Annotated in this window: 16 protein-coding genes; 2 read left to right on the top strand and 14 right to left on the bottom strand. The window is 38.4% G+C overall.

Features of this window, described 5'->3' with window-relative positions:
* The first annotated feature begins 274 nt into the window (after positions 1-274).
* The gene (locus BW935_RS02495) at positions 275-1543 is read left to right on the top strand and encodes a M57 family metalloprotease (protein WP_084565777.1); all 1269 of its coding nucleotides are present in this window, start codon (positions 275-277) and stop codon (positions 1541-1543) included.
* Positions 1544-1908: 365 nt separating this feature from the next.
* Here the strand turns inward: BW935_RS02495 and BW935_RS18615 are convergent, their stop codons facing one another.
* The 14 genes from BW935_RS18615 to rfbC form a co-directional block, all read right to left on the bottom strand.
* Positions 1909-2118, bottom strand: coding sequence for a hypothetical protein (locus BW935_RS18615; RefSeq protein ID WP_245802625.1), 210 nt, complete (start codon positions 2116-2118; stop codon positions 1909-1911).
* 455 nt (positions 2119-2573) lie between these two features.
* Positions 2574-3065 (bottom strand): hypothetical protein, encoded by a 492-nt coding sequence (locus BW935_RS18610; RefSeq protein ID WP_245802624.1) that lies wholly within the window; start codon positions 3063-3065, stop codon positions 2574-2576.
* A gap of 492 nt (positions 3066-3557) precedes the next feature.
* A complete protein-coding gene (locus tag BW935_RS02485; RefSeq protein WP_076498804.1) occupies positions 3558-4874 on the bottom strand; it encodes an oligosaccharide flippase family protein in 1317 nt (438 codons plus the stop codon).
* Between the two features lie 17 nt (positions 4875-4891).
* A complete protein-coding gene (locus tag BW935_RS02480) occupies positions 4892-5953 on the bottom strand; it encodes a Wzz/FepE/Etk N-terminal domain-containing protein (RefSeq protein ID WP_076498307.1) in 1062 nt (353 codons plus the stop codon).
* Positions 5954-5958: 5 nt separating this feature from the next.
* Complete coding sequence (locus BW935_RS02475; protein ID WP_076498802.1) at positions 5959-8583, bottom strand: SLBB domain-containing protein; 2625 nt, start codon at positions 8581-8583, stop codon at positions 5959-5961.
* Between the two features lie 161 nt (positions 8584-8744).
* Complete coding sequence (locus BW935_RS02470) at positions 8745-9746, bottom strand: radical SAM/SPASM domain-containing protein (protein ID WP_076498305.1); 1002 nt, start codon at positions 9744-9746, stop codon at positions 8745-8747.
* 2 nt (positions 9747-9748) lie between these two features.
* Complete coding sequence (locus BW935_RS02465; RefSeq protein ID WP_076498801.1) at positions 9749-11014, bottom strand: pyridoxal-dependent decarboxylase; 1266 nt, start codon at positions 11012-11014, stop codon at positions 9749-9751.
* Positions 11015-11039: 25 nt separating this feature from the next.
* Positions 11040-11780 (bottom strand): shikimate dehydrogenase family protein, encoded by a 741-nt coding sequence (locus BW935_RS02460; RefSeq protein WP_076498303.1) that lies wholly within the window; start codon positions 11778-11780, stop codon positions 11040-11042.
* The gene (locus BW935_RS02455) at positions 11777-12712 is read right to left on the bottom strand and encodes a DUF368 domain-containing protein (protein WP_076498301.1); all 936 of its coding nucleotides are present in this window, start codon (positions 12710-12712) and stop codon (positions 11777-11779) included. The genes BW935_RS02460 and BW935_RS02455 overlap by 4 nt, the downstream gene beginning before the upstream one ends.
* A gap of 51 nt (positions 12713-12763) precedes the next feature.
* Positions 12764-13534 carry a phosphosulfolactate synthase gene (locus tag BW935_RS02450; protein WP_076498299.1) on the bottom strand — a complete coding sequence of 257 codons (771 nt, stop codon included), beginning with the start codon at positions 13532-13534 and terminating at the stop codon, positions 12764-12766.
* A gap of 42 nt (positions 13535-13576) precedes the next feature.
* Positions 13577-14980: a tetratricopeptide repeat protein gene (locus BW935_RS02445; RefSeq protein ID WP_076498297.1), complete on the bottom strand. Its 1404-nt coding sequence runs from the start codon at positions 14978-14980 to the stop codon at positions 13577-13579.
* Between the two features lie 150 nt (positions 14981-15130).
* Positions 15131-16090, bottom strand: coding sequence for an NAD-dependent epimerase/dehydratase family protein (locus tag BW935_RS02440; protein ID WP_076498296.1), 960 nt, complete (start codon positions 16088-16090; stop codon positions 15131-15133).
* Positions 16087-16833: a tyrosine-protein phosphatase gene (locus BW935_RS02435; RefSeq protein WP_076498294.1), complete on the bottom strand. Its 747-nt coding sequence runs from the start codon at positions 16831-16833 to the stop codon at positions 16087-16089. The genes BW935_RS02440 and BW935_RS02435 overlap by 4 nt, the downstream gene beginning before the upstream one ends.
* Entirely contained in the window at positions 16833-17381 is a 549-nt protein-coding gene (gene rfbC, locus BW935_RS02430; RefSeq protein WP_076498293.1) for a dTDP-4-dehydrorhamnose 3,5-epimerase, read from the bottom strand. Before rfbC ends, BW935_RS02435 begins: the two co-directional genes overlap by 1 nt.
* Positions 17382-17625: 244 nt before the next feature.
* Between rfbC and hflX the strand changes: the two genes are divergently transcribed.
* Positions 17626-18891 (top strand): GTPase HflX, encoded by a 1266-nt coding sequence (gene hflX, locus BW935_RS02425; protein ID WP_076498291.1) that lies wholly within the window; start codon positions 17626-17628, stop codon positions 18889-18891.
* Positions 18892-18987 lie beyond the last annotated feature (96 nt).

Genomic DNA, 18987 nt, shown 5'->3' with positions numbered 1-18987 from the left:
GCACCAGTAACCATAATTTATTACGCACACACCTTAACTTCAGCTGTTGTAGACTATCAACTGTCGTCCGTCGACGATTATCCGCTTGATCCTTTTGTTTTATTGAATTACTGGTGTCATTTCGGATAATCATTATAAAGTAATACTAACTTATGTATATAAAAATTTTTTAGTTTTTTTTTACATCAACATTTGTTTTTTAATTATAAATAATTTAATATTATGAAATAAATATTGTTATTAAATCTGATCAAATTTCTTAAACAAAACATGTATGAAACTAATGACATTTACTAAAATCATTTGCATTTTTTTCCTTTTAGGAATAACATGCTTATTTTCTTGCTCTACAGAAATTGAAGATGGAATAGAATTGGAAAAGGAACTCGTTTCTCTAGATTCCCAAGATACAGAATTTATTGAGTCATTAAATTTGTTCTTAAGGACGTATAATATTCCAAATGATAAAATCAGCGAACATGATGATCATTTCTTGATTGATGGTTGTATTCATTTAACCAAAGAAGAATTAAACAGGAATTTCGCAAAAAAAATAAGTGGTAATAAGCTAAATGGCGAAAATTTACAGGCTACAACTAATGCGCTAATTAATTATACCCCTGGAGTTAAAAGGACAATTACATATAGAATAGCAGACATCCCAACATCTGGGCCACAAAATTGGAGACCAAATATTCAAGAGGCTATGGCTGCCTGGTCGAATATCAGAAATTTCAACTTTAATTTTGTTGAAACAACAAGTTCAACAGCTGACATTACCTTTGTTGAATTTAATAATATGAGCGCAATAGCAAGTGCAAGTTGGCCTCAGAATGGAAACCCAGGTACAATTATAAGAGTAAATTTGAATTACTCAAATTTACCAAGTTCTCAAAAAACTTTTGTAATGGCACACGAGATTGGTCATACTTTGGGTTTTAGACATACGGATTGGAACCTACAGAACGAAGGTCAGGGCGTAATTGGTGCTAATTTAGTTAGAGGTACTTGGAACAATGATAATGCTTCAGTTATGAATTCAGGATTATTTCATCCTAATATTCCAAACTGGCAAAATTTTTCTCGATATGACATTTTAGCTGGTAGAACCATATACCCTTTTGATAATGGTGAAAGACCACTTTACACATACTACAAAAATCTTTCTGGAAATAAAAAATCACATAATTGGACTGGAAATTGGAATGAATTCGGTCTTTCTGCTAATGGCTTTACCTATAGAGGAGTTACTGGATTTATTTATAATTATCAAAAATCACAAACAGTGCCTTTATATAGATATCAAAACAGTGTAGGTTATTATTATTTGTCAAGGAATCCAAATTTACAAACAAATTTCCCTGATTTTCAAAATAGAGTATTAATTGGCTATGTTTATAATAGTCCAAGTGAAGATAATATTCCAGTTTATGAATACTATAATAGTAGTGAAGGCCATTTTTTTACAAGTAATTTTAATGACGCTTGGATGAGTGGCTCTGGTTGGTCAGGAGGAGGTATTGCATTTTATGTGGGCAAATAATATAGTTAATTTCTTGAATTAATAAAACGTTAGATACTAATGTTTATAGATTGACATTTTTGAGAAATTCTTTTGAAAACAGAAAGTAGAGCTTAGATTTAGCTCCACTTTCTGTTTCAATACTTTCAATATGAAGCAAGTGTTTGCTGTAAAATTTAATTTAGGGCTTCTTGTAAAATTCATTCCGTAAAAGTGGAGTAAGGTAAATAATTCACCTTGCTCCACTTTTTTTATGCTTTATTTCTCATAAATCGAGTCAATTTGAGTGCGGAAAAGTACAATTTTTCTAGCTGTTCGACTTTAATATAGGGCGTATTTGAGGTATGGGCACACTTATCCCTTGATTGACTTTTCTGTGCTGGTTTTTAAGCCGATTTTCTTTCCGGTGGATTTTCTTTTTCGCTTCTTCTTTTGGCGATTTTTACCGCATTTGCTGTTATTATTCCGAGAAATATCATCTGTTTCTCCCTTTTTTCCTCTTTCACCTTGATTTTGCGAAGGCCATAAAAATCCTTGTTTGTACCAAAAACACCTTCCATTACAGTCGCCTTCTGTTTTGATATCTCTAAACTCATTACTTTTTCTTATTTGCTCTGCTTTTTTGGGCCTTTCTTGGGAAATCAGGTGAATATTCTGTTTTCCATACAGAATCTGCGGTTACTGTTGGTAGAATAGATCCTGTCCGCATCCAGCTGATTGGAAGGTCCGAAAAACCTTTTGTGTTTGGTCACCGAAAGCTTTAGCCTTGTACACTCGTTGAAAGCCTTGAAGTCGAGTTTATCGATAAATGTGAGTCCGTCCACCTAAAGGTTATGTACCTTGGCACCGAATTCAACAGGTTTGTTCACTTTGCCCCTGACTATAGGTCTGAGATATGGCTTGTGCAGGGATATATCCTGTCCTTCAGTTCAGAGGTATGATTGGTAAGCAGGAACTGTTGCTGGGTGTTTACCTTTTTTACCACTACCAGTCTTGAGAAGTCCTTAAGATCAAGACCTGCTCCCCGGTGGCCGTCAAGAATTTCCTGGAGCTAGGCGATACCTTTTCCAAGGAGGTAAACCAGTGCCTTCCTTCTTTTGAGTGTTTTTTTGAAACTGTTCTTTCTTTTCCTGAAGCAGGACATCTGTTCAATCTTCTGCTCCCTATATTTTGACCTTTGCCTTCTTATTCCCAAAACACTGCAGATCCTGAAAAGCTGATCTTCGAATAACCAATCACCGAATTCCCAGAGTAGCTTGACATCTGTCGGAAACCTTATGTAGGATTCGTAACAGTTGGCATCCATTAAAAGCACAAGGGTATTGTTGACATCAGGTTTCCAAAGGCTGGTGAGCACTTCCTTAAGTATTTTCCATTCACAATGTTTTTCCAGATAGGCCCTGATCATTGTCAAAATGGTCATGTCCCTAACCTGTTGGTCCTCTGCTAGAACCTTGTCACAGAAATACTGTAGCATCCAGTCCGAATTATAACGCTCCAGCAACTGCCAGTCTTTGATATTCAGATAGGACTTCAGGATCATAAGGTTAAACATACCCTTTGAGCCGAACCAACTTGGTATACCCCTTCCTGAACGTTCTTTGGGCAGACTGTGAACCAGCTCATCCCAAGGAATGCAATCAAGCACCTAGCCAAACAATGAATTCTTGAAAAAGTGATATTTTTGAGAATATCCGTCGAAGTCTTTGAAAAGAGGGAGCTGCCCCATATCTTTAATTTTATTTTATTCTGCAACCTTAAAATAGAAAAAAGAAAACCCCAAAAAAGCTCAAAACAGCTAATTTCGGGGTTTTTACATTATGTTTTTGTTAATTATTTTATTAAAATTCAGATAGTTACGAAATTAGTAACAAACCCTAATTTATTTTTCTTTAGTATTCTGAAAAGCTTAGGAGTATTAAGTAGGCTTTTAAATAATTCCTATATTTTTAAATATCACCTTGGAAAAGGAATACTAAGATGACCTTTCTCGGTCCTTTTCTTTGTATCAATTTTTTGCAATCATAATTTGTATTCAGACGTTCTTAGTCATAATGTTTTTGTTAAAATAAATTCGGTAAAAAACTTCTCTTGAATTTTTAACTAAAACTAATGAAAATAAAAAGAAATAAATTAATTCTGTAGCTAAAAGAGCAATACAAATCCCAATAGCACCATAATTTGAAGCCAGAAAACCTCCAAGAGAAAGCATACAAAAACACGCAATTGACGAGATTTTAAAAAAAAGTTCCTGCTCGTTTTTGATTAAAAGAATTAATACATTTAACAAATTTAGACTAGCTAAAAATGGGATAAATGATAGAATTTTCAAATAAAATATAGATTCTTGTATATCATTTTTTGAAAGTAGTTTTATGATGAATGGTGCTGTAGAGTAAATAAATATAGAAATTATTAAGGATATTGATAATCCTAAGAAGTATGCCTTTCTCGCAAATTTGAAAAACCCATCTAAATTATTATGGAATAGTTTAACAACATTGGGGTAAATGGATTGTGTTAATATAGCGGGAAAAAGTCTGATGATCATAGTTATTTTTTCTGAAAGGCTATAATTGCCTAGAGTTTCAGGAGTAGAATAAAAGCTTAACATTATCAATCCTCCATTGATAGAAATATAGGAGGTTAAGTTTGAAAGGAAAAAGTTAATATTTGATTTAAGTGAATTATATATCTCTTTAATTTGAGGAAATATTAATGCTATTTTCATTTTAAATTTGATATAAAAAATAACAAGAACATTAATAGTTAAACCGCTTGCCCCAAGCAAAAAATTTACAAACTTTGAATGATTAGGCTGATCTATAAACAAAACAATACCCAATAAATATAAAAGTTTACTAAATACATTTGCGATTGATATTAACTTCAATTTCTCTAAACCTTGAAAAAACCACAAACTAAATGTCGCTTCAGAATAAAGAATAAGTAACGAAAAAACTAATATTGACTGATACTCTTGAAAAATGTTAAAAATGAATATTCCCATTGTCAAAAGAATAGCTACAACAGTAGCCAGTAGGAGCTTACTAACCGTTATTCTTGATAATAGAATTGATAGTTCTTTTTTGCTTTTTTGATTAATAGCTGTTTCTCTTGGACCACTTAAGTTAAAACCAAAACTTACAAAAATATTTGAAATTACTATTATAGATAAAGATAAATTAACTAAACCAAATTGATCAACACCTATAGAGGTTATTAAAATAGGCATTGAAACTAAATTGATTAAAATATTAGAGACTTGAATAGAACTAAGAAATATAAAGTTCTGAAATGACTTATTTTTTAAAGAATTTAATAGAGATAAACGCAAGATTTTTTGAAGCATATTTAAAATTAAACAATTCATTTTGACAGTAATTTGCCGTATGATTTTTGGAAATAAAGAATCGCAAGACAAAGTATAAATGTTATAATAGACCCATACAATAAACCCCATATTAATTTTATCTCATATCGATTCAAGGGATACCTTGGGCTATCGATAATCTGAATCAATGGAGAATTGTTTCGCTGATTGACCTTGGCTACTTCTAGATTTTTGACGATTTCGGAGTAGATCGCAGAATTTGCCTGAACATCGATTTGCTTCTTCCTAATATCTATATTTCCCGACTGTAAGAGCGGGTTTGGATTAGGTGTTTTGTCAGAAAGAAATGCGAGTTCCTCCAAGCTTCTATCTAGAATCTTCCGCACAGAATCAGCTTGAGATTGTAGGATTTGGAGATTTTCAGAGGTCTTTTTGGTTTTGGTTTCGAAGTAGAAGTTATTCACATTCTCTACCAGCCTTTCATTGAATTCCTTGGCAAAAGCCTCGTCTTTTCCGGAAATGTCTACTTTGATAATCGATAATTTTCGATCTGGCTTGGCTACGGAAAGGTGTTGTTCACGAATGATCTTGGATAGCTCCCGCATCACTGAATCTTGGGTCACTGAGAATTCCTCCCTTGGTAAGGTAAAATCTAAGCTATTTAGATCTACCGTTTTTTTCCATTTTTGATCCAATTCATTGAATGCAATATACCTATGAATCAATAACTCCTCTCCTTGAAAAGGGCTCAAGAGGGTTTTGCTAAGCATATTATTGGATCGATACAGTTCTATGATATTGTCTCCTTGAAATAGGCCGCTTGAACCACCAAGTGAGCCGATGTTTACACCAACCAAAGTTGCCAAACCTGACATTTGTCCCAATCCACCTCCATCAGATTCCTCTAATACAAATGAGGTCTCTGCTACGTAGACTGGTTTTTTGACAATAGATACCAAGGCACCTAATCCAGCTCCAAGTGCTACCCAAATAAAAATGGTTTTCCACTTTGAACGGAAATACTTGATCCACTCACGTAGTCTCAAAACAACTTCTCTCAAAGTGATCTTATCGTCCAATATATGCTTTTCTGACATGTCGGTTATTGTGTGATCTGTGAAATAATCAATACCAAAGTAGCCAAGCCAGTGGTCAGTCCTACGAGTTCACCAGGTCTTATCGGTACCCTTGGCCCTTTGGTTGGCACGAAAACCTCTGCACCTGGTTCTATCGATGGGTATGATCTCAGGCCTAAGAAGCTTCTTGTGCGGGCGACATCACCGTTTGCATAGACTACATAAGTCCGTTTTCTATTGGCTCTGTTGTCGAAGCCTCCTGCTTTGTTGATATAATGCTTCAGTCCTCTAGTGTTTTCATAGCGTACAGTTGTAGGGTAGACAATATCTCCTCTCAATCGTACTGTCTGCAACTGTCTTGGAATTGAAATAATATCTCCCTCTTCTAAGATCAGGTCAAATGCTGATCCGGGGTTGTTCATGATTTTTTCCAAATCAATAGCTACAGCTTCAGTCTCACGGATTTTTACCTGACCAAAATCTCCTTTGCTTTCTGCGATTCCAGCTACTGTCTCTCTTTTAACTTCGGAAACAGCGGCACTTTCTACTGCACTTTTTGCTGCATCCTTATTGCCAAGGTCTTTGAAAAGTCGTTCAAGGAGTAGTTCCTGTGCTTCTGTATTATTAGGATCAGCTTGCAGCTTAAGTTGTAAATCCATCAAGTTTTTTTGCCTCCTCAGTTGCTCGGATTCTGTATTGAAGTATTCAGTTCGGCGGATTAGTGTTGCTCCTTTGGCATACGCAAAAGTTGTCAATCCCCCAGCGCGGGAGATAACGTCTGAGATACGTTCTTGGGCAGATTGCACCGCAAAAGCACCCGGAGAATTAACCTGCCCTTCGATGTACACGATCTTTTCCAAATTGAAATTAGGCTTTCTTCGGATGATTACATTATCGAATGGCTCAAGGACTTGAGGATTGTCACTCGGAACCAGAGATTTATCTACATTCACAGGAATCAAAGTGGAGAAAAGCCCTTCTTGTGGTGTTCCTACCCTCCTTGCGATTTCTATGTCTTTGGTACTTGCTGCTTCTCTTAATCCACCAGCTAAGATGATCAAGTCCTCCACGGTCATCTGTTTTGAAAATGGGTAAGTACCTGGGTTTCTAACTTCTCCTGTCACCTGTACATAAAATTCCTCCTGCAAATCATAAATGCTGGATATGCGAATTACATCTTCTCTTTGGAGCGGGATGTCTGCTGCGCTTCCATTGAGAATATCTCTGACATTTACTGTCAAGACTTCTGTACTCAAATCCTCACTTGTGCGAAGTATACTGGCTCGTTCAAGATATGCCTCACCGCGCACTCCATCTGCATTGGCTATAAGTTGTTTCAAAGTCAGCCCTTCTGTCAGTGCGTAGTTACCTTCCCTGAATACCGCTCCCTTGATTTGTACCCTGTTGGTGAATCTATTCAAGACTTTATTGATGGTATATTTATCACCACCTTTGACAGTGAAGATGTCAAATTGATTTTTGAAAATATCTGACACAGATCGTTCTTTGCCAGTGATTCTTGACACAGCAATCCTATCTTGAAAAGCCTCGTCTGTAAATCCACCCGTATACCTGAGCAAGTCAGCAAAGGTTTCTCCATTTTTCACTTCGAAGATTTTCGGCCTCTTGACTTCTCCTTCCACTGTTGCCCTTCCTTCAAAAGGCTCTACCAAGATTACATCTTGATCTTCCAGCTGCAAGTTGAGATCAGCCTTGCCATTAGTGATAAAGTCATAGATGTCTATTGTCGATATCGTCTTATTCTTACGGATCAGTTTGATGTTTCTATAAGTTCCGTTTTCACTAGGGCCGCCCGCAGCATAGAGCGCATTAAACACCGTACTGAAAGAACTCAAAGTAAAAGTGCCAGGAAGTCTAAGTTCGCCTACCAAATGCACTTGGATTGATCGGACATTTCCCAAAGTCACTTGCAAATAGGTGTTTGGGTTAGACCCGCGCATGCCTTCATAAAAATTAGAAAGCCTGTTTTTGAGGATGTTGGTAGCTTCTTCTATGGATTTTCCTGACAAACTGATTGGCCCAATGTTTTCAACAATCGCAAATCCATCTGGGTTGATATTGACCTCCATGTATCTTTCGGATTGCCCATAGATGTCAATGTAGATCATATCACCAGGGCCCAAAATGTAATTTTTTGGCGTAGGGATATTGATGTTGGGTTCGAAGGTCAGCTTTCTGTTTTTATTGTAAAAAAGATCACCGCCGAAGTACGGAGAACTTTCCTCTTCAAAGAAAAATAGCTCTTGCTGATATTTGAAAAAGCCCTGTGTAATTTCGTTCAAATCACCCTGGCTTCTAGCATCCCTTTTTCCAGCTTGGGAGCTAGACCTGGCGGAGCCCATAGCCGAAGAATCTAGTCCTTCGATCCTGTTTTTGAGTTTCTCTATTTGAAAATCAGATAGACCACGCAATTTGGCCATCTGGAGTAGCTCTGTTTCACTCAATCCAAGTTCACCTGCTCTTCTGATCAGCTCTCTGATTTGTGCGTCAGATAGCTCGTCTACATTTAGATTTGAGAGTTCGCTGAGTGATTGTGCTTGTACTGTCGTGGGATTGATGCTGATCAGCGTCGAAGTAAAGAGTAGGATGATAGTGAGGACCCTGAGGATTGCCTTGTGTTGAAAATGCATAGGATTTACCATGATTTATGACCAAGATAAAATAGATCCGTAAAACTGCGGAGCTGATTATCTTGATTAGTATGATCGCATTATAAAATAAAACTTTCGTAAAGATAATTATTCCAAGGTGTAAAGAAATAGCCACGAAGCCTTTTTCAAGTTGGATGGTATCATTCCGTGCAGTTTTTGCAGATTTCTATTTGCTTTCTGTCTTCTAAAAGCTGCTTTCTAAACGTTTGATAGGCAGTGTTTTTCCAGATTTCTTTCATGGGCTTGAAACTCAACTGTCCCATCACATGAGCACCGTCCTTGTCAAAACAACAAGGCACTACCCTGCCATCCCATGTGACTACAGCACCTTGCCACATTCGCCAACATTTATTTTCAATGTCCTTTTTGAGTTTCCACTTTCCATCCCCTGTGGGAATATATCGGGAGTATTTTAAGTCAGTAGGAATCAAGTCCGAACCATGCTCGAAATCATACACTTGAGTTGTTTTCAGCTGAAGTTCGTCCACTTGCATTGATTTTGCCCAGTACTTTAGCTGTTCTATTTGATGTTCGTTTTTTCCAGTTACCAGAAACTGAACTATCACGCGTGGGAATTTCTGTTTGCGTATTACTCTTTTTTCTAAAAGTAATTTGAGCCCAGCTTGTACTTTTGAAAGTTGACCGCCTATGCGGTAATCCTCGTAAATTTCTTGCGTGATGCCATCCATTGAGATGATCAGCTGCTGGAGTCCTGAGTCCAGGGTCTTAGTGACGTTTTCCTCGTTGAGATAATGTGCATTGGTGGAGGTCGCCGTGTAGATTCCTTTTTGATTGGCATAGGCTACAAGATCGAGGAACTTGGGATGCAAATAAGGTTCTCCTTGAAAATATAAATGCAAATAGGTCAAAGAGTTGCCATTTTCGTCAATGATCTTTTTGAAAAGTGACTCTTGGATCATTCCAGTAGGTCTGGTAAAACTTCTTAGACCACTGGGGCACTCTGGGCAGCGGAGGTTGCAGCTGGTCGTGGGTTCTATGGAAAGCGTAGTGGGCTGACCCCAAATGATAGGTTTTTTGAACCAGCGGCTGTAGTGAAATGATAAAACAAGCTGGAGGTAGTTCAATAACTTCCTCCAGCTCAAAAATTTCAAATAACCATATGCCGAAATAAGTTGATTCAAGTTTACCCTTTTTGGTTAGATTTCCTTGACTTTTGCTCCCCTTCAAGCTCGATCAGAAAGCTATCGATAGTACCTTGTTTGACATGTGGCATCACGACGATTTTGTACCACTCTGGCTCAAATTCATAGCTATTGGCTACCAGGTAAAATTTATCCGCTAGCTCAGCAGACATGTACTTGGCTTTGATGGCGATGATGTTATTATAGGGATTTCGGAAATACTCCACACCCATCCTATCTAGTTTTTTGCAGATACGCTCGGTCTTATCACATAGGGATTCCATTTTGTATTTCCACCCTTCTGAGCCGTGAATCTTCAAAATCATCCACATCGATATGGCATTGGCTCCTGACCGGCTTCCACTGATGGTATAGTCTTTACCTGGGATATACTGCGCTTCGTCAGTCTTGACATATTCTATATAGCCCTTTCTGATTAGGAAAAGTCCTGTTCCATACGGAGTTTGTAACATTTTATGTCCATCTGCTGTGATAGAACTCATATATGGATTTTGGAAAGTAAATCGACTTGTGGGATTGGTAAAAGGATAAATAAAACCCCCATAAGCTGCATCAACGTGTATTCTGAAATCTACATTTTGATCTGTAAAGAAGTCTCCCAATGCATCTATATCATCTACAGACCCAAACATCGTTGTTGACAAGTTGGCGATGACAATAAAGTATTTGATACCATCCTGCATGGCTTCTTTGATTTTAGACTCTAGGGAGCTTTGGAGAATTTCTCTTGTCTCAGGATTTACTTCAAGGATGATGTTCTGAAGGTTCAGGATATTGGCACCCTTAGGCATGCTATAATGGGAATCCTCAGAATAGACCAAGGCAATTTCACCCAATCGAGCACCTTTTTCTTTGATAAAATAATTGCGGTAAACCCACATGGCTTGGATGTTGGCTTCTGTGCCACCTGTGGCCACGTAGCCATCTTGACCATTGGGTTCTCCATTGAAAACTTCCTCAGCTACGAGCCTGATGAGATCTCTTTCGATCTTTTGCGTTCCTTCGAAGACTTCCAAAACGGACTCTTCGCTCAGCGTGTGTACCCCAATGTGATTAGGGTTGCGGACCATAGCTGACATGTAGGGTGCATCCTGAAGAAAGGGTGCATCAGGATAGAATTCTGTAGTATCTAAATATGTCCCCGGGATTCCCAAAATAGGTCGCTCTCCTCTGTAGTCCAAGTTCTCGCCAAGGGCTTTGAATACTGTTTCTTTGATTTGTTCGTGTGATAACTTTTTCCAGTACATGGTAATAATATAAAATGGGTTGAGATCAATTCCAAATCTTCCAAGCAGCTTCTGCCTGAAGATGAAGCATTTCCAAACCATTTTTTACTACTGCACCACGCGCTTCCAAAGAGCGCATCAAAAAAGTTTTTTCTGGGTTGTAGACCAAGTCATATACTTTATGCTCACTTGAAATCAAACTCGAATTGATATCAGCCATTACTTCTGTATTGGGGTAGGTTCCTAGCGGCGTGGTGTTGATAATCAAGTGATGTTGTTGAAGAATTTTTTGGTCGTTTTTAAGGTCTTCGTATGTAATCCAATTGGGTTGATTGCTTGTTGACCTTGAGACGATCAAATAGTCTATATTGAGATCTTTGAGCGCTTGTATCACAGCTTTTGACGCTCCTCCAGTTCCTAGCACAAGTGCTTTGGGTTTGGCTTTTCCCAGCCAATTGTCGAGAGAATCTTTGAAACCAATGTAATCTGTATTGTATCCTATCAGCTTTCCATCCCTTACCTTGATACAATTCACGGCACCTATTGCTTCACAAGCTGGATCTAAGCCATCTAGGTATTCAATGACTTTTTCTTTGTAAGGAATGGTGACACTCAAGCCTTCCAGTTCTGGATTTTCTTGTAGTATTTTTGGAAAAAGGCTGACATCCTCTATTTCATAAAGATCAAATTGACACTCAGACAACCCTTCCTTATCAAATTTTTCGGTAAAGTATTTTTTTGAAAAGGAATGTGTCAACGGAAATCCTATCAGGCCAAATTTTCTCATGATCTTTTCATATAATAGGCTAGTCTCTCAATGCCTAGGACTATCAGTACACCAAATGAAAATGCTAGTATCGCCTGTAAAAATAAAGAATCTTGTCCAGTTTGCTCTAAATAATACTGAGGAAGTATATTTTCTGTCATAAAAGGCTTTTGAACGCCCGAAGATGACATTCTATAACTCAACACAAGCTTCCATGGCCAAAGCTTATTGATGGATCCAAGCATAAAACCCGAAAGCATGCCGATGGTGATGGCATGATATTTTTTCAATAGCCAAGAGATCAATCTACTAAAGGCCAATAAACCTGTAATACAACCCGCTCCAAATATGGCAATGATGACAAGGTCTTTTTCGGAAACTGCCGCTAGTATTCTTTCATATTGCCCAAGCATCAGTAGCAGAAAACTTCCCGATACCCCTGGCAATATCATCGCACAGATAGCGACAGCCCCAGCTACAAATGTGAACCATTGACCATCAGGTGAATTGACCGGTGGGATACTGGTAAATAGGTAAGCGCTGACAATACCCAATACAATGGCCACAACTACAGCAATGCTCCAACTCTTGATATCTCTCAGGATAATGATAGCTGAAATAATGATGAGCCCACAGAAAAAAGACCAAACTGGAATGGGATGCTCGTCTATCAAGTAGGTGATGATCTTTGACAATGCAAAAATGCTGCTGAGTATCCCAAAGAGTAGCGTTGCCAAAAAATTTCCATTGACATGCTTCCACAATTCTTTGATTTCAAATTTGAAAAGATGCTTGACAGCCGTTTGGTCAAATGACTTGATGCTATCGAGGAGTTTTTCGTAAATGCCAGTAATCAAGGCAATGGACCCACCTGATACGCCTGGAACAATATCAGCAGCCCCCATAGCCATACCTTTGAGATAGGTGAGTAAGTAATCTTTGAGTCGGTTCATGAATGAAAAACGAAATGGACTGCCTAATATCATCAGGCAGTCCAAAATAATTTATAATTTGATGTCTCCGAGGAAGTGATCGAAAGTGTCACCCCTGAGCCCCAAGCGGATAGTTTCTAAAGGAATCAACTCCGATGGAGCGATATTTCCTAAATTTACATTGGCACCAAGTAACTTGACAAACCATACTTGTTGCTCTTTTTGTGGAGCTTCCCAGAGAATTCTTTCTTCGGGGATTTTGGTAAGAATCTCCTCTACCAAGCCTTGTCTTACTTCTCCCGAATCTCTAAATAGACCAACAGTTCCTCCCTCTCTGGCTTCACCAATTACCTTCCATGAGCCGGCTTGTAATTCTTTTTCCATCTGCTCAATCCACTTGTATGGGGGGATAATCTTGGCGGCATCTTTGGATCCTACCTCAGAAAGCACAGTAACATCTTTGGCCAAAGTAGCAATAAACTCACACTTCATATCATGTGGCATACTTACAGAACCATCTGATACCTCAGCGAATTTCAGGTCATATTTTTCTAACACTCTTCTGTAATCATCAAATTGATCTCTAATGACAAAGGCTTCGAAGAGTGTTCCTCCCAAGTAGACCGGCACACCGGCATCATGGTAAAGGCTTATTTTCTCAGCGAGATTTTTGGTAAGGTAAGAGGTCGCCCAGCCTAGCTTGACGATGTCCACATAATCTGCATTGGCGTCCAAAAAGTTTTCTACTTCTCTAATGCTTAGGCCCTTGTCCATGACCATGGTAAATCCTGAAGTACGTGGTTTTTGAGTACGTACAGGGATGTTCTTGAGAACGTAATTCATTCTTTGAGATTTTTTGCTGGTAAATAGATTTTCAAAAAGGTATCAACCTTCCTTGAATTGAGAGATAATCTTGAAAATTGCCTTTTGATGCTTGACTTCAGGCATCAATTCATAGAGAATGGCATGTTTTTCGAAGTCCAAAGTTAATGCATTTTCTAAATATGAAAAGGCTTCCTTGTATTTCCCTGATTTGATAAGAAATACTACTAATCTATAGTATAATTCAGCATTTTCAGGTAATTCTTCTATCCCTTCTTTGATCACATCTTCGGCTTCTTCAAATCTGTTTTGGTCAAAATAGATGATGGATAGGTTGATGTAGGTTTCTACCATCCCCGGTTCAAGGTTGATGGCTTCTTCATAAGCCTCAGAACTCGCATGCAGATTGCCCAAATGATATTCTGCATCCGCTAAGCCCACCCAGTAATTAGGGTTTTCTTTGGTGATTTTGATAGCCTTTTTGAAGTAGTGTATCGCTTCAAAGTATTTTTCCTTTTTCAGCATACACATGCCTAATCCAAACCAAGCATCATCATACTCTGGGTCTAGTTTTGCTGACTTTTTAAAATATTTGAAAGCTTGATCTATCTGTCCCAGCTTTTCATAAGCAGCACCTAGATAGCAGCAATTTTCTGAATTTGCACCTTCGCAATTTATCGTATTTTGATAGGCCTCAAGTGCCAGCTCAAACTGCTCCGTATTCATGTAGGCGTTACCCAAATTGAAATAGGCCGAAGCAAAGGTGTCATCGATAATCAAGGCATAATCGTAGGCTTTGATGGCATCTTCAAATTTACCGAGTCTATTGTAAACCACGCCTAAGTTGTACCAAGCGCCTGCTGAATATGGGTCTTGATCGATAAACTCCTGATAGAATTCCAGTATTTCATCAAAAGAACCCTCTTCTTCGGTGATCATTGCCAACTGAAAAAGCGCATCCTCGTGGTTGATTTTCAGTTTTACACATTCTTTGTAGTAGAAGACCGCTTTCTCCTTATTGTCTTCGCTTCTGTAAAAATTACCTAGGCAATAATAGACTTCTGCTTTGTCTTCTGCCAAAGGTAAAAACTCCTCTAAGATGCTAATAGCTTCTTTGGTATTGTCCGATAGCATCATTGCATTGGTCAAAGCCAAAATGATGTCTTCATTGTTAGGGGAGATGTTGTTGATATTTTCCAATAATTCCAATCCCTCTTCTAATTCATCATTGAAAATGAGACATTGCGCTTTGAGCAACTTTACCTCTATACTGAAAGGGAATCTTTCCAATGCATGATTGGCAGCCTTTAGGGCTTTGAGGTATTTTTGATTATCAAAATAATACCGGATGATGTCCTCTAATTCCTCCTCTTCAAAATAAAGATCAAGGTTGGCCTTCAGTGAACTTTCATACCTTTCAACCAGCTCCTTATCATTGTTCCATTCGTTTTCAAAATCTCCGGTCATCGGCGTCAGGTTAATTTCTAGTGATTAAGATACCAATAAAATCAGTGTCTCAAAATCAGTTGATTTAATTTTTTGTCTTTAAGACCTTTTTATTTTTCCACACATCAAATGCAGATTCTGGGTTAAAGTAAAATTACAAACGGCCGAGTATTAGGAATCGTTCCTTCTGGCCCATTTGAGGGTGTTTTGTAGGGTGTGAAACTCGTAATCTATAGCCGAAATGAGTTTTTTATTGGAAAGTATAAACTTACGCTGGGCAAGCATGGCAGTTTGAGGGCTTAGCGGTAGTTTATTGATACTAAATGCCTTTGCAATTTTGGTAAAGAATAGAAGTAATTTGAGGGAAATGGCGGTGACAGGTTTGTACGGTGCTTTTTTATCAAAAGCTTTTGCCAACTCTTCAAAGAAAGCTTTATAAGAAATAGCCCCCGCACTTAGAATAAAATGCTCACCCCAGCGACCGGCTTGGTAAAGTTTAACCGTTGCCGCACTTAAATCTCTGACGTCAATGTAGTTTACTGTACCTTTTGGATAATATTTGTTTTCCTCCAATACATAATTGTACATCTGTGTACTGCTACGATTGTCTGCTATTTTCCCAAGTACCACTGAGGGATAAAGTACCATCACTGAGAGTCCTTCTTGGGCTCCTCTCCATACTTCTAAGTCTGCATGATATTTGGAAATGGCATAAGGCGTGTTAAGTGGAGAGGCGATCCATTTGTGTGTTTCGTCAATTTCAGTGAGTTCTGGCGATCTACCCAAAGCAGCTACTGAACTGATATGAATTAACTTTTTGATACCTTGATCTAGCATGACATTGACCACATTTGTAGTACCCTCCACATTGATTTTCATCAATCGATCTGCATCCTTAGACTCGTATGAGACCAATGCCGCAGCATGTATGATCACATCCATGCCTTCAAATGCAACTTCCAAGGATTGATAATCGGTAATGTCACCTGTTCGCCATTGAATTGTTGGTATATCAAGGTCTTCTATTTGGCTATCTGATCGCTTAAGTCCATAAATTTCTCCTAATTCAGAAAAACTCCGAGCTAAATATCTTCCTACCAAACCAGTGGCACCGGTGATTAATATTTTCATAATGTATGGTTGAGCAAATTCAAGCCTTGAAGCTTTTCGTAATACTTACTTGAGCTGAGCAACTCCATGTTATCCAAATAACGCATATTATGGCAGTCAGTTCCTACTAGCTTGATTCTTTTTTCGTCCACTAATAGTTCTGCAAATCGCTGTACATCCTTCGAATAAAAACCAGTAAATGAAAGCAGATTGGCTTGGAAGTAGATATTTCTATCGAGCAGGTCTTCTTGAAGGCTTTTGTCAGCCATCAAATAAAAATAACGCTCAGGATGGGCTAGGATAGGCTGGAATCCTCTGAGCTCCAACTCAAATAAAGTGTCTAATAAAATGGATGGTTTATTGATAAAACTGGTTTCTACCAAGATGAGATTATCATTGATTGTCAATAACTCCTCGCCATTTCTCACCATTTCTAAGAATGCTTCATCAATGTTGTATTCAGCGGCAGCTTTGACAGAGATATCCATGCCATTGCTGACAAGCCCTTTTTGGAGCTTTTCTAGTCCAGAGAGGATGATTTCGGGAGTGTTCTTATAAAACTCCACCATGATATGTGGTGTCGTGATGATTTTCTTCAATCCGTATCCTTGGAGTCTTTTGATGAGTGCAATTGACTGATCCAAAGTCTTCGCACCATCATCTATTCCTGGTATCAAGTGAGAATGCATGTCTGTTTCCATCCAGCTTAAATCTAGTGGAAGCGTTTTTTTTTGCTCTCTTTTGAAGAAATCTAGTAGTCCCATTACAATCCTCCTTTTTCCTTAGTAAATGTCTCTAATGTGGGCCAAAGTTGATCTTTCTCAGAGAGGATTGGCGTTTCCACTTTCCAGTCAATCTTTAGCTTGGGATCGCTCCACAAGATACCCCCCTCGCTTTCTTTATGGTAATAGGCAGAGCATTTATAAGAAAAGATAGCATCTTCTAATACCGAAAAACCATGTGCAAATCCTTCTGGAATGTAGAGCATGTTGTGTTTTTCTGCATCCAATACGATGGTGTAAATGTCTCCATAAGTCTGAGAATCTTTGCGCAAATCCAAGACCACATCTAAGACTTTGCCCTGGATCACGCTCACCAACTTAGCTTGTGCATGTTCACCAGCTTGAAAATGGAGTCCCCGAACCGTCCCTTTTTTAGAGAAAGATTGATTCTCTTGTACCCAATCTTGCCTTATTCCAGCTTTTTCAAGCATCTCTTTTCTAAATGATTCAAAAAAGTACCCGCGACTGTCTTCAAAAACCGTTGGGGTAATTTCGAATAAGCCTGCGATGGGTGTAGCATTGATTTTCATGAAAATGGATTAGTTAAATATTTGTTGCGATCAAAATTATCCCGTCAATTGGCTAAGGGATCAGAGTTCAAATATAACAGTTATTCTAGCGATGTGCTTTTTCCCAAATTCAATTTTAATTTTTAAATACCTTCTGTCAGTCCAACACCTTATAATTAGCGCTTGATTCGTAACTTTGCTCTCCAATCCTCAGGGAACTAATCACCAATACCTTACCTTATTTATCAAAAGGTCTAAACATTTTATGAGCAAATACTCCAGAAAATTACAAAAACTACACGAAACAGCTCCCAAACAGGATACCGCGGTACTCGTTGCCTTGATCAAACAAGGGCAGTCAGACCATCAGGTGGACGAATACTTGGACGAGCTGGCATTTTTGACAGAAACATTGGGAGCCAAAACTGTCTACAGGTTCACCCAAAGAATGGAGAAACCCGATGTGAGGACTTTTGTAGGATCTGGAAAGCTGGAAGAGATACAAGCTTATGTGCAGCACTTTGAGGTTGACATGGTGATTTTTGATGATGACCTTTCCCCTTCTCAAATGCGGAATTTGGAAAACGAATTGAAGGTCAAAGTATACGACAGGTCTCTATTGATCTTAGATATTTTCCTCCAAAGAGCACAGACTGCTCAAGCCAAAACGCAGGTGGAATTAGCAAGATTTCAATACTTGCTGCCAAGATTGACTAGAATGTGGACTCACTTGGAGCGACAGCGAGGCGGTACGACCACGAGGGGTGGGTCCGGTGAAAAGGAAATCGAGACAGATAAGAGGGATATTAGGGGAAGGATTACGCTCCTAAAGGAGAAGCTAAGAGACATTGAAAAGCAAGGAGTGACTCAGCGAAAAAGTAGAAAAGGAATTGTTAGGGTTTCTCTCGTAGGCTATACCAATGTGGGCAAGAGTACCTTGATGAACCTGATCACCAAGACCGATATTCTTGCAGAAAACAAGCTATTCGCTACAGTAGATTCTACAGTGAGAAAAGTTGTTTTGGAGAATATTCCTTTTCTCCTTTCGGATACGGTGGGTTTTATCAGAAAACTCCCAACTCACTTGATTGAATCCTTCAAATCTACCTTGGATGAAATCAGAGAGGCTGATTTGTTGATTCATGTGGTTGATATTAGTCATCCAGGTTTTGAAGACCATATCGCAGTAGTCAATCAAACCCTCACTGAAATTGGAGCGAGCAATAAACCAGTGCTGCTGGTTTTCAATAAAATTGATCTTGTAGACCAAATGCCAACCGATGAGGAGCAGATGCAAATGACGGAAATTGAATTGGAGGAGCGGAATTTTCTTGATTTTGAAAAATTAGCTGAAGCATACAAAAAGAAATTCGGAATTAATCCAGTGTTTATGGCAGCTGAGAATGGTACGAATGTAGAGGAATTTAGAGAAGCATTGGTCAGGGAAGTAAAAAAAGAGCATAAGAAGATGTACCCGCACTACCTCGAAAGCGAAACCATTGACATGTCAGGTTTCGAGGAAGAGAACTAACCTAGCGAATAGGTTAACATCTTTCAGGTTCTTAAGTTATTGATTAGATTGCTATATAAATCTTGAGAAATCACCCTTCCTTGGATTTATACTGAA

The sequence above is a fragment of the Belliella pelovolcani genome, assembly GCF_900156785.1.
In the GTDB taxonomy this organism is placed as follows: Bacteria; Bacteroidota; Bacteroidia; order Cytophagales; family Cyclobacteriaceae; genus Belliella; species Belliella pelovolcani.
Note: the sequence above shows the minus strand (reverse complement) of the source record. Positions and strands in the feature narration are given on the sequence as shown.